Annotated in this window: 14 protein-coding genes; 8 read left to right on the top strand and 6 right to left on the bottom strand. The window is 42.1% G+C overall.

Annotated elements, in window-relative coordinates:
- Nucleotides 1-383 precede the first annotated feature (383 nt).
- The 8 genes from NFR61_RS08170 (at nucleotide 384) to NFR61_RS08205 (ending at nucleotide 4,972) form a co-directional block, all read left to right on the top strand.
- Nucleotides 384-1,115 (top strand): DUF6261 family protein, encoded by a 732-nt coding sequence (locus NFR61_RS08170; protein WP_251622888.1) that lies wholly within the window; start codon nucleotides 384-386, stop codon nucleotides 1,113-1,115.
- Between the two features lie 40 nt (nucleotides 1,116-1,155).
- Nucleotides 1,156-1,314: a hypothetical protein gene (locus tag NFR61_RS08175; protein ID WP_251622891.1), complete on the top strand. Its 159-nt coding sequence runs from the start codon at nucleotides 1,156-1,158 to the stop codon at nucleotides 1,312-1,314.
- A 17-nt stretch (nucleotides 1,315-1,331) separates the two neighbouring features.
- Complete coding sequence (locus NFR61_RS08180; RefSeq protein ID WP_251622894.1) at nucleotides 1,332-2,363, top strand: MORN repeat-containing protein; 1,032 nt, start codon at nucleotides 1,332-1,334, stop codon at nucleotides 2,361-2,363.
- Nucleotides 2,364-2,458: 95 nt separating this feature from the next.
- Nucleotides 2,459-2,599 (top strand): hypothetical protein, encoded by a 141-nt coding sequence (locus NFR61_RS08185; protein WP_251622898.1) that lies wholly within the window; start codon nucleotides 2,459-2,461, stop codon nucleotides 2,597-2,599.
- Nucleotides 2,600-2,654: 55 nt separating this feature from the next.
- Complete coding sequence (locus NFR61_RS08190; protein ID WP_251622902.1) at nucleotides 2,655-3,791, top strand: radical SAM protein; 1,137 nt, start codon at nucleotides 2,655-2,657, stop codon at nucleotides 3,789-3,791.
- A gap of 142 nt (nucleotides 3,792-3,933) precedes the next feature.
- Nucleotides 3,934-4,221: a YtxH domain-containing protein gene (locus NFR61_RS08195; RefSeq protein WP_251622904.1), complete on the top strand. Its 288-nt coding sequence runs from the start codon at nucleotides 3,934-3,936 to the stop codon at nucleotides 4,219-4,221.
- Between the two features lie 3 nt (nucleotides 4,222-4,224).
- Complete coding sequence (locus NFR61_RS08200) at nucleotides 4,225-4,680, top strand: hypothetical protein (RefSeq protein WP_251622906.1); 456 nt, start codon at nucleotides 4,225-4,227, stop codon at nucleotides 4,678-4,680.
- Entirely contained in the window at nucleotides 4,610-4,972 is a 363-nt protein-coding gene (locus NFR61_RS08205) for a hypothetical protein (protein ID WP_251622908.1), read from the top strand. Before NFR61_RS08200 ends, NFR61_RS08205 begins: the two co-directional genes overlap by 71 nt.
- Here NFR61_RS08205 and pepT read toward each other — a convergent pair.
- From pepT to NFR61_RS08235, 6 genes are all read right to left on the bottom strand, one after another.
- The gene (gene pepT / locus NFR61_RS08210) at nucleotides 4,953-6,170 is read right to left on the bottom strand and encodes a peptidase T (protein WP_251622975.1); all 1,218 of its coding nucleotides are present in this window, start codon (nucleotides 6,168-6,170) and stop codon (nucleotides 4,953-4,955) included. The two genes, NFR61_RS08205 and pepT, sit on opposite strands and share 20 nt — an antisense overlap.
- Nucleotides 6,171-6,200: 30 nt before the next feature.
- A complete protein-coding gene (locus NFR61_RS08215; protein WP_251622916.1) occupies nucleotides 6,201-8,171 on the bottom strand; it encodes an OPT family oligopeptide transporter in 1,971 nt (656 codons plus the stop codon).
- Nucleotides 8,172-8,224: 53 nt separating this feature from the next.
- Nucleotides 8,225-8,707 carry a GNAT family N-acetyltransferase gene (locus NFR61_RS08220; protein WP_251622918.1) on the bottom strand — a complete coding sequence of 161 codons (483 nt, stop codon included), beginning with the start codon at nucleotides 8,705-8,707 and terminating at the stop codon, nucleotides 8,225-8,227.
- A 10-nt stretch (nucleotides 8,708-8,717) separates the two neighbouring features.
- Nucleotides 8,718-10,244, bottom strand: coding sequence for a hypothetical protein (locus NFR61_RS08225; protein WP_251622920.1), 1,527 nt, complete (start codon nucleotides 10,242-10,244; stop codon nucleotides 8,718-8,720).
- Between the two features lie 15 nt (nucleotides 10,245-10,259).
- A complete protein-coding gene (locus tag NFR61_RS08230) occupies nucleotides 10,260-11,930 on the bottom strand; it encodes a putative transporter (protein WP_251622927.1) in 1,671 nt (556 codons plus the stop codon).
- A gap of 138 nt (nucleotides 11,931-12,068) precedes the next feature.
- The gene (locus NFR61_RS08235; protein WP_251622929.1) at nucleotides 12,069-14,972 is read right to left on the bottom strand and encodes a glycine rich domain-containing protein; all 2,904 of its coding nucleotides are present in this window, start codon (nucleotides 14,970-14,972) and stop codon (nucleotides 12,069-12,071) included.
- Nucleotides 14,973-15,211 lie beyond the last annotated feature (239 nt).

The raw sequence follows: 15,211 nt of genomic DNA on the forward strand, positions 1-15,211 counted from the left end.
TAAAAATATAAAATCATATTAATACATCTGAAGAAAGAAATATAAAAAATAATCAGCTTATACCTGCTTGGTAGGCAGGTTTTAAAAATAATAACCAAGAAAGAGATTTTAAATAAACGAAAGAAAAATATATACTCAACTATGTATAAAACAAATTGCGGTGATGTGAAAACAAGCAAAAAAGTGTAGTAGCTAAGTGCAGGACAAAATTTCAAGCTATTTTTTTCTTAAAACAAAATGCAAGAAAGAAAAAATAGGTAAAAATAAGTTCCTGCAAATTGCAGGATTCAAAACAAGCCAATTGACAAATTGCTGCAAAATGTTTCAATTTTAGGAGGAAGCAATCTCCACATGACAGAATACAAACTTTAAATTATAAGATTATGATTACTTCAACCAATTTAACGATGCTACGCAATTTGGAACATTTCCAAGTAATGTCAAACGTGCTGATCTATTTGAAAAATGAAAATTTAGAAGAACTCAAATTGGCAGACTTTTCCAAAGTATTTGAAGAAAAACTGAAAACATATGATGAAGTATTAGTGCTTGAACGGGGAAATATATTATCTGCTAAATTGAGCGATGCCGATAAGAAACGAGACAATGCCTTACGTTCGTTGCTCAATATCATTAAATCCTATACCGTCTATCCTGAGACAGAGAAAGCCGATGCAGCATTGAAATTGCAGGCCGTAATCGAAAAATATGGAAAATCCATTGACCGTTTGCCCTATCTGGAAGAATCCGGTGTTCTGGTTAATCTATTGGGTGATTTGGAGGCATCTGACAATAAAGCTTTAATTACCCTATTGCATCTCGACGAATGGGTGGCTATCCTTAAAAGCGCTGCTACGGAATTCGACCAGCTATTTATCAATCGGGAAACCGACAATTCTACAAAACTCTCCGGTCAAGTAAAGCAAACCCGCCAAGCCATACAAGAACTATTTCAGAATTTGGCCACCCTTATCAATGCTTATGTCATTGTTTACGGTGCCGAAAAATACGCCACTCTCTGTTCCAAAATCAATGAAGCCGTCACTTATGCCCGCGACCAGGTTGCCCGCCGCGGTCCTCGCAAAAAAGAAGAAGGGAAAATAACGAATGAATAAATAGACAAATCTTTCTTACTAAAGAATTAGATACAAAATTATGGCACAAGGAGATATTATAGAAACAATGTTAGGCTGGATACTTCAATTATTCGGCTGGATTTTCAAAATGCTTTTTAATCTGTGTATCTGGCTGGTGGGCGGAATTTTCAAACTATTAGGCATGGGCATAAAAGCCTTGTTTAATAAAAACAACTGATATTTTCGTTGAATACTATGGGAATTTTAAGTGCATTATTCGGAGACGGTTCGAGACGTGACTCAAATGGAAATTCTTGGAATGGAGATATCCACAATGGCATGGCACACGGCAAAGGTCGCTATGTATTCTCATCTTATGGTCCCAATTCCGGCGATGTTTATGAAGGATATGTTTACTATGGGAAAAAAGAAGGTTATGGAGTATATACATGGGCCAATGGCGAACGCTATGAAGGCGAATGGGAGGACGATATGCCAAGTAGAGGAACAAAATATTACTCAAATGGTGTTGTCTATAAAGGCGAATGGAGTAATGGTGATTGGAATGGGCAAGGTACTTTATATTTACCTTCCGGACGCATACATTCCGGAGAATTTCGTGATGGAGAACATTACGGAAAAGGCAGAATAACTTTTCCCGACGGCAGTGAATATTTTGGCGAATGGCAAGAACCCGGAGAAGCTTGTGGAAAAGGTGTGTGGAAATATAAAAATGGACTTACCATAGAAAATTACTATGCTACCGGACAGCAATATGGGAAACAAATCATGTATTATCCCAATGGAGAAAAATGGGAAACCCAAACAAATGAAAACGGGAAATTATATGGTCCCACTAAAATAACCGAACCTAACGGTTGCGTCAAACTAGCAGTAATAGAAAACGGGAAAGCGATTTTTCAAAATCCAAATACGTATTTCAAGGTAGTTAAACAAACCGACGACTGTACCTATGAAGCAGAATACCAAAATAGCGGAGAACTGACAGGACGCGGTAGAATCACACGGTCGGAGTATATTTATGAGGGAGAATGGAAAGATTATCTCGAAAATGGATACGGAGTAATGAAATGGACTAATGGAGAAATTGACGAGGGACAATTCGGAAACGGGCTCCGCGTAGGGAAAGGGAAAATTACATGGCCGGATGGCGAGGTCTATGAAGGAGAATGGAATGCCAAAGGAAGAGATGGGTATGGAATCATGAAATATGCTGATGGAACAATAAAAGAAGGGCTATGGGAGAACGATAAATGGGTTGGGTAACTAAAATACGATTATTATTTATGGCTTATTCATAAAGAAAAACAGGCTCGAAGCCTGTCCTATTTAATTATTAACTAAATAAAGGAGGATTTATTATGAAAGTAGATGAATCTTTATTACAAGAAGCAATGAACTTGGTAACAGCAAGTGCTAAAATCACTAAGGAAGTAGAAAAAGACGTGATTTCCGCTGGTTGTAGTTTTTGTGGATTGGGCTGTGAAGGTATTGTAGGCTGAATCATCCCGTAATCAGAAGAGGCAGTTTCCCTGCCTCTTCATAAATTAATACATTATGGTTGCAAAATTAAAAAAGAAAAAAGGACGTATTATTGCCATGATTCTAACGCATGCCTGTAACTTGAATTGCGTTTATTGTTTTGAAAAACATAAGAGCAATAAAAAAATGTCTTTAGAAGTTGCTTGTTCTATAGTCCAGCAGGAAATGAAAGATTTACGCCTTCATCCAGAAACAGATTATCTCAAATTTGATCTTTTCGGAGGAGAGCCTCTTTTAGAATTTGAATTACTTCGAGAATTAGTAGAATGGACCATTGCACAAAATTATGAGGAGAGTTTCTATTTTTCTGTAACAACAAACGGAACTCTTCTTTCAGATGATAAAAAAGAATGGTTTGTACAGCATAAAGATTTGGTCGAGTTGATTTTATCCGTTGATGGTAAAGAGGATACTCAAGCTGGAAATCGTGGATGTCATACGGGAGAACTGCCCATTGATTTTGTTACGCGAAACTGGCCGGAACAATATCTGAAAATGACCGTTTCAGAGTATTCTTTACCCCATTTTGCGGAAAATATGATATATCTATTGGAAAAAGGATATCGTGTGTCGGGAGCTTTGGCTGTTGGGAATCCCTGGAAATTAGGTGATGAAATTATTTATAAACGGGAATTAGAAAAAATTGCCGCTTATTATTTGTCTCATCCGGATAAGACGCCTGCACCGATTTTCTATCGGTTATATGGAGAGTTATTGGATGATAACCTAGGAAAACTTCCTCTTAAAAATTGTGGTACAGGAACAACTATGTGTGCTTATGATATCGACGGAAAAAAATATCCTTGTCATATGTTTGTCCCTCTTGTACATGGAAAAGATATTACAGAAGATTTAAAAACAATGGACTTCTGCGATCATGTGAAATTAATTCCTCCAGAATGTATGGAGTGTAAAATTTTAAAAATATGCCGAACCTGTTACGGATTTAATTATAACTATCGTGGAGATATTTCCAAACGTGACAAGAGCGCTTGCCGAATGTTCCTGGCAGAAGCCCAAGTAGTCAGTGCTTTTCTTATAAAATACCTAATGCAACGCAAAGAAGAATTGGACTCAGAACAAATACTTATGCTGAAAGGTGCTTTAAAATGTTATGAAATGTTTCATGATATGTCGTATGAAGCCATATAAAACTACTCTCCTTTAAATTATACATACCTAACTCCTTATCAAAAACAAATAAAGTATCTGTATTCTTCCTAAAATAGCCTTAAAACACCAACCTTTTCTCTCCCGGTATCGTTGATATGGTACAATTTTAAACAACAAAATTATGAGAAACGAAAATTCAAATTTAGTACCGGGATTGCTATTCGGAGCTCTAATCGGAGCCTGTGCAACCTATCTGATTATTAAAAACAAAAGTGCAATCAAAAGAAACCTGGAAGCTGCCGGAGAAAAAGTAAAACACGGTGTCCACGAATTTGCCGAAAAAGCAAAAAACAAAGTAGAAGAATTCGGATATAAAGCAAAAGAAAAAGCCGAAGAGTATCAAAACAAAGCTGCCGGTGCTTTCAATACAAACAAAAACACCGAAGAAACCAAAAGCAAAGCCTATTAAGGTATGAGAAAAGAATCTGAAAAGATTTTAAACAATTTCAAAGAACGGATATTCTCCTATGTCGGGATAAAACTCGAACTATTGAAATTAAACACATGTGAAAGAGCCGCAAAAATATGTGCGGCTCTTACACATAGTCTCATTTTATTCCTGCTCGGCCTGTTCCTCATTCTTTTTATGTTCTTTGCCCTTGGATTCTTCCTCGGAGAAATAACAGGCAGACTATCTGTCGGATTCCTCATTGTAACCTTAATTTATTTGATAATCTTGTTCATTGTCTATTATCGGAAAAAATATATCAGGCTTGCCGTTGCTAACCTGATTATCGCCTCCATCCTGGACGAAGAAGAAGAATCAGCCAAAGAAGAAGCCTTAAACTTAATGAACCATGAAAACGAGAATCAAACGACCGACACCATTGATGAAACTTCACCAGAAACGGCAGGAACTCAGGCATAAATACAAAGAAACACGCACTCTTCTTTCCTCCGATTGGGAAGACATACAGGAACATTCGGGCAGTCTGTTACTTTCCGCCATAAACACCCTATTCTTTCCACGGCGCTATCGAAGAAAGCAAAATCCGGAAGAAAAGAATAACACGTGGCAAAACATACAGGACAATCTTCCTTTTTATTTGTCAATCGCACGGGAAAGCCTATCCATATTATGGTACATAGGCCGCCCTTTCTACCTCAGATGGTGTATGTCCGGCAGAAAAAGGAACCCAGCTACTCCGCCCAAATCTTAACAATATTCAGCAGAGTTCTCACCGCCTTCTTCATCGTCGTCAGAGAACAATACTCATATTTCCCGTGGAAATTCATTCCTCCGGTAAACAGATTCGGACAAGGCAACCCCATGTAAGACAAACGGGCACCATCCGTACCTCCGCGAATCGGACGTACCAAAGGTGTCACTCCCGCTTCCTCCATCGCTCTCATGGCAATATCTATCACCTCCGGATGAGGCTCTACCATCTCACGCATATTATAATACTGGTCTTTCAAATCAAGCGTTATCACCCCTTCCCCATACTTCTTCGTAATGAAAGCCACCACTTCTTGCAAATAACGTTTCTTTGCTTCAAACTTCTCACGCGAATGGTCTCGGATAATATATTCCGCCGTCGCTCTCTCCACTCCGCCGCTCACACCGATAAGATGATAAAAACCCTCATACCCTTCCGTATGCTCCGGACGTTCCCACGCGGGCAACTGCGCATGAATATCCGCAATAACCTGCAAAGCATTAATCATCTTATCCTTGGCATAGCCCGGATGAATATTGCGTCCCTGTATCAAAATCTTTGCTCCCGCCGCATTAAAATTCTCATACTCCAACTCCCCTTCAAAACCTCCATCCACCGTATAGGCAAATGCCGCCCCGAAGCGTTTTACATCAAAGAAATCCACTCCACGGCCGATTTCCTCATCCGGCGTGAAACCAATACGGATTTTTCCATGCTTAATCTCCGGATGTGTCAGCAAATATTCCGCCATCGTCATAATCTCCGCCACACCGGCTTTATCATCTGCACCCAGCAGTGATGTACCGTCCGTCGTAATCAACGTATGTCCCTTGAAAAAAGACAGCTCCGGAAACTCTTTCACCGTCATCGTCAATTCCTCGTTCAAACGAATATCCCCGCCGTCATATTTCTCAATCACCTGCGGATGCACATTCGCCCCATTCATATCGGGACTCGTATCCACATGCGAAATAAATCCGATGACCTTCTTATCTTCATACCCTTGAGAAGCGGGAATCGTCCCCATCACATACCCGTATCCGTCCATCTCCACCTCTGTCATTCCCAATTCCTTCATCTCCTCCGCAAGCGCTTTCAACAACACCAACTGCTTATCGGTAGAAGGGAATTTTTCACTCTCCGGATTACTTTGTGTATCGAATCCCACATATTTCAAAAAACGTTCTTTCAATTCCATAACTAACTGTTCCATTAAATTCCACAAATACTACTTTCCCTCCGGTTTCGCCCGCAAGGCATCATAAATCAAATAGCCGATAATAACAACATACATCACCACTGCCAACCACTCGGCTCCACTCCACTGAATGAACCAATCAATCTCGGCATACTTCAATACAGCACTCACTACACCCATCAATGCTCCTCCGGCAATAAAACCGGATGCAATCAGCGTACCCCTTTCACGACGAGCTTTATTTACCGCCTCATCCTTGCTGCGAGTAGATACATACCAACTCACCAACCCGCCGATTAACAACGGTGTATTCAAATCCAACGGAATAAACATACCCAAAGCAAAAGCCAATGCAGGCACGCCAATCATCGTCAAAATCAAAGCCAACGCCGCCCCGGCAAAATACAACATCCACGGAGTAGCCCCGCCCTCCATCAAAGGACGTATCACAGCCGCCATCGCATTCGCTTGCGGTGCCACCATCGCACCCTCTCCAACAAATCCGTAAGCCTTATTCAAAATAATCATCACACCCGCTACCGTTGCTGCCGACACGGCCGTCCCTAAAAACTTCCACGCCTCCTGTTTGGCCGGCGTCGTTCCAAGCCAGTAACCAATCTTCAAATCCGTAATAAAACCTCCTGCCATCGACAATGCCGTACAAACCACCCCTCCGATAACCATCGCCGCCATCATTCCGCTCGTACCGCTCAAACCGGCACTCACCAATACCAACGATGCCAATATCAACGTCATCAACGTCATACCAGACACCGGATTCGTACCCACAATCGCAATCGCATTTGCAGCAACTGTCGTAAAAAGAAAAGAAATAATAAACACAATCAAAAGTGCTATTGTCGTCTGAAACCAATTCCCCAACACACCGAAACGGAAAAACAAAAACGTCGTAATCAACGTCGCCAAAATTCCCGTCATAATAAATTTCATCGACAAATCCTTCTGGGTCCGTTCTGTCGCTTCCGTCGTCTCTTTCTTCCCCTTCAACTCACTCACAGCCAAACCCAACGCCCTCTTTATAATCCCCGAAGAACGGATAATACCGATAACTCCTGCCATTGCAATCCCCCCTATACCGATATGACGCGCATAATTGGAAAACAACGCCTCCGGCGACATATCCCGAATCAACGTCGTCACCCCTTCCCCTACGGCTATCGTCTGACCGTCTGCAAAATAACTGATAAACGGTATCAGCACAAACCATACAGCAAACGAACCCGCACAAATAATAGCTGCATACTTCAACCCCACAATATATCCCAATCCCAACAACGCCGCACCCGTATTCACTTTAAAAACCACCTTCGTTTTCTCTGCCAACATTTCACCCCAACCCACAATTCGGGTCGAAATATTCTCTGTCCACCACCCAAATGTACTCACAAAAAAATCATACAAACCTCCTATCAATCCACTCACGGCCAACAGCTTCGCCTGATTTCCTTTCTTCTCTCCGGAAACAAGCACCTCCGTTGTTGCCGTCGCCTCCGGGAAAGGATACTTACCATGCATATCTTTCACAAAATACTTCCGGAACGGTATCAACATCAATATTCCCAGCAAACCGCCAAACAAAGAAGAAAGGAATATCTGATAAAAAGCAGCATCCAATTCCAAAATATAAAGAGCCGGCAACGTAAAAATAGCACCTGCCACAATCACACCCGAACTGGCACCGATAGACTGAATAATCACATTCTGTCCCAGCATATTATTCTTCTTCGCCAGATTACCGACACCAACGGCAATAATAGCAATAGGAATAGCCGCTTCAAACACCTGCCCAACCCGTAATCCCAAATAAGCAGCGGCAGCCGAAAACACAACAGCCATAATAATACCAAACACCACCGAATAAACCGTCACCTCTTTCGGATTCGTATTGGCAGGCATCATCGGCTTATACACCTCCCCCGGCTTCAACTCCCGGTAAGCATTCTCCGGCAATGAATTCTGTTTCACTTCTTCTTGTTCCATATATGAAAATATTAATAGTTATTCACGTCCCCAAAGATAAATAAAAATCATGATTATAATTTCAACTTAAATACAGCTGAAACTTGGTAAAACCCTTGCTTTTCAAAAAACAAATGAGCTCCATGATTATTTACTCCTGATTCCAAGTAACAATCTTTCACCCTTTGTTCTCGAAAACTATCAAGGGCACATTGCAATAAACGCTTTCCCCGATGCTTTCCTCTTTCATTCGGCGCAATACACAAATCGAAAACCACACCAAAATCCTCTCCACCATCCATTGTCACACCAAAAAGAATAAAACCCTTTATATTCCCATCTTCTTCATCAATCAAAAGCGTATTGCAAAGTTCTGCTACCTGCCTATCCAAATACTCCAACCATTTCTGCCGTGCATCAGGAGCTAAACACCCACAATCCAAAGCAACACCCATCTGCATCTCACCATGAGAAATATACTCTTTATAATTCTCAATAATATTGAAAAAAAATTCACATAACCTTCCTCTATCTGCATCTATATAAGGACGTATCATAACATACTAATTAAAACTTTTTCTTCGTCCTATGCGATTTCCATTTTCTGACATAGCCCAAAATCATCTTCGTAAATACAAGTATACCGCAAAGAATACAAAAACAAGTAATTAATACCAAACTGACAGCAACATTCTCACCAATTTCCTTAGACCAACGGGAAAACACCGGCACCTCATTCCCCTGCAACAGTACTCCGAAAAGAGAAGCGACAGAAATAAAAAACAAAATATACTTTGTATCATTGGACTGCCTTATCTCCATTGCATTGTTTATATTATCCAATGACTTGTCAATCCGTTCAATTGTCTCATTTAACTGACGTTCCTCCTCTTCAATCTTCAAACAATGCGCAGTCTTATTATACATATGCTTATGTGACATATAGCGAAGATAACGCACTAAATTAAGCTGTAGCACCATATTGGACAACTTCACACTCAAACGGGCATTCTGGTCAATCATCTTATATGCATTGTCATCTGTCGCCTTTTGAGAATTATAAATATATTTATTCTGAACATAGTTCAACAAATGCTTCTTTGCCAACAGTATCTCCAACAATACCAAATATTCCGGCCAACTGACATGATAACGGTCCCGTCGTCCTAAATGCTGAACCCAATCCGTTGGCGCCTCACCACCACGTTTTCCATACGTTCCAAAAACAACGGCAACATTCTCATTCGCCAACACCAAATCATCCGTATCTATGGCAATATTCTTCCCACATACCTCTTCAAAAGCACTTTCCATACGGTAAGGCCACTCCTCCGGATAAAGTGTCATCAACCCGATAAGCTCCGACCGATGATACTTCTCAATATGCTCGATTATCTCCGCCTCCTCCATCGTATCAAAACTAAGCTTTCCGCCATGACCAACCGTCTCCCATACATCAATCAAAATATAATTATGGTCTCCATAACGAAAATCATCTGGCTTCACTTTATCGAAAATCCCGCGATAACGCCTTTGAACCTCTTCAAAATCAACATTTTCTACAAAAACATCCTGCTCACAATAAAAAGACTTTTTATCGAAACGCAATCCTTTTATCTCCATTGTTTTTAACGAACCGTCAATCTCCTGTCTTGCCTTCTTGACATCATAAATCCAATGCTCTACTCCCTGCACAACGCCTGCAATAGCAATCAAATCATCTGTCGTCAGCGGACAAGAAATCCGGCAAAACTTCGTTCCATCAATTTCCTCCTCACAAGGAACCACCAACCGATAGGAAATTTGCACTGTAGCATCAAAAAAAACAGCAGCCCACACATGCACATACCCTTCCAAGGTTATCGGACGTGAGGTTTCCGTTACAATCTTAATATTAAATCCCGGCAGTTGGTAACGCTCAACTATTTTCTCCTTATGTGTAAATAATTGCTCATCAATATTCCCCTCCACCACCGAACAAAGAAAAGACTCACCTTTCGGTACACTTATATCGGAAGATGTAAATGTCTGAATAAGAATAATAGAAAAATGGCTATAACACAAACCACCCTCACATTGTTGACAATTTTTCATATCGACTAACCACTCTTACGCAAACATCAAAATCAACACCTGAGCTGTCAATACCCGCAAAAACATCGTCAAAGGATACACCGTAGCATAACTCACCGAAGGCATGTCATTACCCGCCGTGGCATTTGAATAAGCCAACGCAGGCGGATCGGTTGTACTACCGGCAATCAACCCCATAATCGTAAAATAATTAATCTTATATACACACCGGGCTATCACCCCGATGATTATCAACGGCAAAAAAGTAATGATAAAACCATAGCTCACCCAAGCCAAACCACCGCCATGCACCACCGTATCCACAAATCCCTGTCCTGCATTCAATCCCACGCACGCTAAGAACAAAGAGATTCCGATTTCACGCAACATGAAATTGGCACTCATGGTAGTATAGGTGATAAGCTTATAATGAGGCCCGAAACGACTGATCAGTATGGCCACAATCAAAGGTCCCCCCGCCAAACCTAACTTCACCGGCTGCGGAATTCCCGGAAAAGCAAAAGGAATACTTCCCAGCAGAATACCCAACGCAATTCCCAAAAAGATTGGTACCAAATTCGGCTCCCGCAAACGACGGAGCGAATTACCCAACACCTTTTCCACACTCATAATATCCTTCTCCATCCCCACCACCGTCAGGCGGTCTCCTAACTGCAACTGCAATCCTGTATGGGCAACCAAATCCAACCCCGCACGATTCACTCGCGTAACATTGACACCAAAACCAGCTCTCAGATTCAACTGGCCCAACGTCTTTCCGTTAATCTCACTCTTCGTAATCGCAATACGGCGGGAAACCAACTTATCATCCAGCTTCTCCCACTCCGCCCGGTGCATCTCAATCCGCTCACCGATAAAAGCGATAATTGCATTCAAATCCTGCTTTGAAGCAATGACAAACAACCTGTCATCCTTCTCCAGATGCATCCGGGGCTGGGCAATCTCCAACTCCTCATCCACATGCAATATTCTCGAAATCACAAACTTCTTATCTATCAACGAAGCCACCTCCGAAATCTCCTTTCCGAACAAAGCAGGATTCTTCACCCGCAAAGACACATGCGTAGCCTTTGACATCTGTTCGGTAGCCAAACTCAAAGCTGCCTCCGTTTCCTTTTCAAACGATATACGGAAAATATAGCGAATTGACACAATAGCCAAAATAATACCGATTACCCCCAACGGATAAGCCACTGCATACCCCATGGCAATAGAAGGCAACTCCACACCCTTCATATCATAATAAGCCTGCTGTGCCGCTCCCAAGCCGGGCGTATTCGTCACAGCTCCCGACAAAATACCCACCATCGTCGTAATCGGTAACCCCGTCACCAAATAAATAATATAAGTCGTCAGCACACCGAGAAAAATAACCCCTGTCGCCAACACATTCAAGGTAACACCTCCCTTCTTAAACGACGAGAAAAATCCCGGTCCGACCTGCAAACCCACCGAATACACAAACAAAATCAATCCGAACTCCTGTAAAAAATGAAGAGCATTCGGCTCCATACGGAAACCGAAATGACTACAAATAATCCCGACAAAAAGAATCCATGTAATACCCAACGATATTCCTGCAATCTTAATTTTACCTAAAAGAATCCCGACAAAAACGACCACAGAAATTAACAAAATCGAATGTCCTATTCCGGTACCAAATAACAAAGTATGAATCCACTCCATAAAAAACGTTGACTTTAAATCTACTTATCAAAGGGCGTAAAACTACAACATTTTAAGCAAGTTTGCAAAAAGTAAAAGAGTTGAAAAGAATAATCCTTTTCAACTCTTTTACTTTTAAATTTTCACACCTTGCAATCTCTAACTGGTTGGTGTAATTTTGACTTGACCGTTACCACTTCTCGAACCATTGGACATGGAGGAATTACTGAAAATACTGGTATTGACGTACCCGGAGCCGCCTCCACCGCCAACATTTTTTGCACCACCGTAGCCTCCACGGTAGCCACCGCCACCACCACCGCCACCACAATTATTGTTTCCTCCATACGTTCCAGAACTTCCAGAACCAAGTGAGCCAGAAGTTTGCGTACCCGGAGATGTGGCTGTTTGAGAAGAATTAGAAGATCCATATCCGCCACTAGTTCCACCTCCTGTACCACCTTTACTATAATACGGTTTACTAGCGCTACTATAACCTGAAGAACCTCCGCCACCACCGGCAACCATAATTCGGTTAGATAAAGCTTGGCCTCCTCTTCGTATATCTGTTCCGCCTCCGCCACCACCACCACAGTCATCTCCTTCATCTCCCCCTCCGGTTCCACCACCGTTCCAGCCTCCACTACCTCCGCTTTTCGAGTAACTATAGCCTCCTTCCCCGCCGACATAGACATAATAAGTAGTAATGGTGCTTAAATTTATGGTTCCCTGGGCGTATCCTCCGTATCCACCGTATGTACAATTATACTTACTACCATTGCTATTATAATTTGCAAATCCTCTTCCTCCTTCTGCTCCCCAACACTCCATCTTATATTTGCCTGCTGCCAGTCTGACGCTATCCATGTGCCCTCGATAGGGAATAGTGCCGCTGATTTTGATTGTAGCGGAAAATACATCCGAGGGACATTGAGTAATATGGGCTTTTATCTTGAATTCTGCACTTACCAATCCTCCCGCTATTGTCAGAGAATTGGAAGACTTGCTGGATATATAGGCCCACGACGGCGCACCGTCAAATTGCCATACAGCAGAGCTGTTTGTACCCCAATATTGGGTAAGTGTAACGGAACTTCCACCATCGAAATTATAAATCGATTGGGCGAAAGGTTTTGGCAACAGGTTTATAGTCACAATGTTACTTGTAGCGACACCCACTGCACAAGTAGCAACCCGCTTGAACTGATACGTTACTGTAGACGTGCCAGTATTTGTAATAGGAGCATTTGTTAAAGATGCTCCGGAAACATTGTTAAGCAACTCAAAAGTTGAGCTTCCAGGCTTCTTCACGTACCATATGTATTGAAAACGCATGTCCGGAAAATCGGGACAAGAGGCACTTTGCGTATTGGTAATATCCGTCCCGCTCCAGCATCCCGTCGATGGAGCACTGATTTTTCCGCCATTGATTTCAATATCCGAAAGACTATACACTCCCCGAAAACCGTGGTTACTGTATCTATTGTTTATAGAGGAAAAATTATTTCCTAAACATGTACCTCGGTAGGAAGTACATGCCAGACTATCAGGATTGTAATAGCTACCGCCACGAAAACCGAATGCAGCGCCAGCGGTTGGCCAGTAGCTGGAGGAAATATCCGTCGAGCCGTCGGCATTCAGTTCTCCGTCACCGTGGGAGTAAGTAACATTGTTGGCGACAAATCCCTTACCGGAGCTCGTTGCAGCATAGCATAGTTCACCTAAGTTTCCGCCCATGTCCATGACGCCCCAATAAGTGGCTCCGGATTGGGTCTGATTGGTGGAGGAGGTTGCGAACAATCCGCTCCGAACAGGACCAATATTGTTGTTTCCGCTATTCACATTATGGTCTTTGTCAACGGATTGCTCCCGTTCATCGCCAAGATAAAGTAAATCAGATTCACTAGCCAAGGGATTAACGCCGCTATTGCTGTTCCAGGCATATTCTCCCTTTTCCGGTTTTTGTGGATAAGGACGACGGCATGCCTTTTCATATTCCAATTCACTCATAGGCCGCAGTCCGCTCCAATCGCAATATGCTAATATGTCATACGGAGAAAGATGATTACAGGCAAGGGTCTGTCCATCATCCTGGGAGAAAAGGTCATTGGCCGGATTAAGGTTATTACCGAATACGGCGGGTGCACTTTCTTCCTTTTGCTCGATAAAAACGATACCATTCCGTCGGGTCGGAGAACCGCCACTCCCGAATACATAATCCCCGCGATTCATTGTAGAGAAATTATTGTTTGCCACATGCGCTTTCTGTTGCGTTAGCGTCAGGGAATTCAAGAATTCCATATATTGCTCCTGGCTGGTCTCGTACTTCATGATATAGAAACCGGCATACCCTTTGGGAAAAGCAGCAGGCAATGTAACGGACGTAGACGTCGGATTAACGGTAGTCAAAGTTATCGCATCTTCCGAATCAATAAGACAGGGCGAAACACCTGACTTTGCAAAACTATACGCAGAATAGTTATCCCCAAGATAGTAACTTCCGTAAGGAATATATACCATCTCAATAGCATGGATAGCAACATATATTTTATTCAGTTCGCTACCGAAGTCTGCAGCAGAAAGTGTTTTCTTTGAGTTGGTCTTGAACAGCCATTTAAGCCGTAGGCGGGCTTTCACGTTACCTTCGGAGATGGCATTCCGTGCAAGGAACACGCCGGTGACTTTGGCACTCGTGCCGGAACCTGTTTGCCCGTACATGAAAGAATAGCCACTACCTTCATTACCACTCTGAGGTATAGCTTCTTGACCTCCGTGGGCAAGATAGCCGTGATGCCAGGATTCGGTGGCGCCCCGTTTCTTGTATTTAAGGAATACCCATGCAGCATCCCAGTTAAAATCATCCCGCCATGAATTGTCCCATGAAACATTCACTTCCACAATGGCCGTATCACCGACGATATTCACGACACGGGGTTTACTCGTTACACGGATATTATTTCCGTGAACGGGTGAAGAAAACAATCCGGTAAGAATCGTTACGGAAAGAAACCAAAACGACATCCGTAAACACCGCATTCCGGCACACCTGATTAATTTTTTCATACCAAGAAATTACTTCGCACCTTAAAAGTTCCCGAAAGGTGACTTTATAATAAACAAACAAAGCGTAGGAACTTTAGCTTACTCGTAATAGAAGTACGACCAAACGGCACATCAATACTGCTTCTACGTCAAATTTGTCGTCCTTTGAACAAGGATAAAGCTAAACGCTTTAAAATAATATGTCCGCGCTACGATTGAATCGACATATTCTCACATAACGACGCAAATATAAATAAAAA

The organism is Odoribacter lunatus (assembly GCF_943193135.1).
GTDB lineage: Bacteria > Bacteroidota > Bacteroidia > Bacteroidales > Marinifilaceae > Culturomica > Culturomica lunata.

Coding starts and splice junctions, on each gene's coding strand:
- NFR61_RS08200 (WP_251622906.1), top strand. CDS start 4,225: ATGAGAAAAGAATCTGAAAAGATTTTAAACAATTTCAAAGAACGGATA.
- pepT (WP_251622975.1), bottom strand. CDS start 6,170: ATGGAATTGAAAGAACGTTTTTTGAAATATGTGGGATTCGATACACAA.
- NFR61_RS08190 (WP_251622902.1), top strand. CDS start 2,655: ATGGTTGCAAAATTAAAAAAGAAAAAAGGACGTATTATTGCCATGATT.
- NFR61_RS08205 (WP_251622908.1), top strand. CDS start 4,610: ATGAAAACGAGAATCAAACGACCGACACCATTGATGAAACTTCACCAG.
- NFR61_RS08225 (WP_251622920.1), bottom strand. CDS start 10,244: ATGAAAAATTGTCAACAATGTGAGGGTGGTTTGTGTTATAGCCATTTT.
- NFR61_RS08170 (WP_251622888.1), top strand. CDS start 384: ATGATTACTTCAACCAATTTAACGATGCTACGCAATTTGGAACATTTC.
- NFR61_RS08215 (WP_251622916.1), bottom strand. CDS start 8,171: ATGGAACAAGAAGAAGTGAAACAGAATTCATTGCCGGAGAATGCTTAC.
- NFR61_RS08235 (WP_251622929.1), bottom strand. CDS start 14,972: ATGAAAAAATTAATCAGGTGTGCCGGAATGCGGTGTTTACGGATGTCG.
- NFR61_RS08220 (WP_251622918.1), bottom strand. CDS start 8,707: ATGATACGTCCTTATATAGATGCAGATAGAGGAAGGTTATGTGAATTT.
- NFR61_RS08180 (WP_251622894.1), top strand. CDS start 1,332: ATGGGAATTTTAAGTGCATTATTCGGAGACGGTTCGAGACGTGACTCA.
- NFR61_RS08230 (WP_251622927.1), bottom strand. CDS start 11,930: ATGGAGTGGATTCATACTTTGTTATTTGGTACCGGAATAGGACATTCG.
- NFR61_RS08195 (WP_251622904.1), top strand. CDS start 3,934: ATGAGAAACGAAAATTCAAATTTAGTACCGGGATTGCTATTCGGAGCT.
- NFR61_RS08175 (WP_251622891.1), top strand. CDS start 1,156: ATGGCACAAGGAGATATTATAGAAACAATGTTAGGCTGGATACTTCAA.
- NFR61_RS08185 (WP_251622898.1), top strand. CDS start 2,459: ATGAAAGTAGATGAATCTTTATTACAAGAAGCAATGAACTTGGTAACA.